The sequence below is a fragment of the Gilliamella sp. Choc5-1 genome, assembly GCF_001690595.1.
In the GTDB taxonomy this organism is placed as follows: domain Bacteria; phylum Pseudomonadota; class Gammaproteobacteria; order Enterobacterales; family Orbaceae; genus Gilliamella; species Gilliamella apicola_M.
In genome coordinates, this window is sequence record NZ_LZHH01000051.1 from 1 (window position 1) to 658 (window position 658).

The following is a 658-nucleotide window of genomic DNA, read 5'->3' on the forward strand; positions in this document are numbered from 1 at the left end:
GTGATTTTCTGTGGCGGTTTCATTCACTTCCGTATTGTGAGATTGATAACGTTTAACGGTGTATTTTGATACCAGCAATAAGGCTTTCATCACCCGAGCAATGTAACGGCGTGACACCCAAATATTCTCTTTTTGTAAATCAAAACGAATTCGTCTTGTACCATAAGACTGATAGCTCTGATTAAATAGCGTCACGATTTTATCGGCATAAAGCCCTACTGATTTTTGTCTATTCAATTTACACTGATAATAAGCATAATATCTTGATAATCCTAAATATTGACATAGCTTTGTTATGCTATAACGATGTCGATTTGCTTTTAGGATAGCGATTTTCGCCCTATTATCAGTGCTGCTTGCTTTAGAATATCGTTTTCCATACGCAGCTGTTTAAGCTTTTTACGCAACGCGATTAACTCTTGTTCTTGTGGACTGCGATTATCTTTTGTTTTAAATGAGCCACTTTGGCTTGATTGCGTTATCCAACGGTCCAATGCGGATGGCGTCAAATCATATTCTGCAACGATTTCACTACGTGATTTACCATGTTGATAAAGACTGACCATTTGCTGTTTAAAATCATCTGTGAATGTTCGTCTTTTGCGTTTAATCTTATTCATATTTGTTCCTTTTTTAGTTGTGATAAGTTTACCTTACC

Annotated in this window: 2 protein-coding genes; both read right to left on the reverse strand. The window is 36.3% G+C overall.

The window, feature by feature from the left end; all coding sequences use genetic code 11:
• Positions 1-237 (reverse strand): IS3 family transposase (locus tag A9G35_RS04660; RefSeq protein ID WP_141673774.1); only part of this gene is annotated, 237 nt, incomplete at its 3' end.
• 83 nt (positions 238-320) lie between these two features.
• Positions 321-620, reverse strand: a complete 300-nt coding sequence (locus A9G35_RS04665; protein ID WP_065635726.1) for an IS3 family transposase — start codon at positions 618-620, stop codon at positions 321-323.
• Positions 621-658 lie beyond the last annotated feature (38 nt).

Bases quoted from the DNA above. Each gene is read 5' to 3' on its own strand.
- A9G35_RS04665 (WP_065635726.1), bottom strand. From the start codon at position 620: ATGAATAAGATTAAACGCAAAAGACGAACATTCACAGATGATTTTAAA.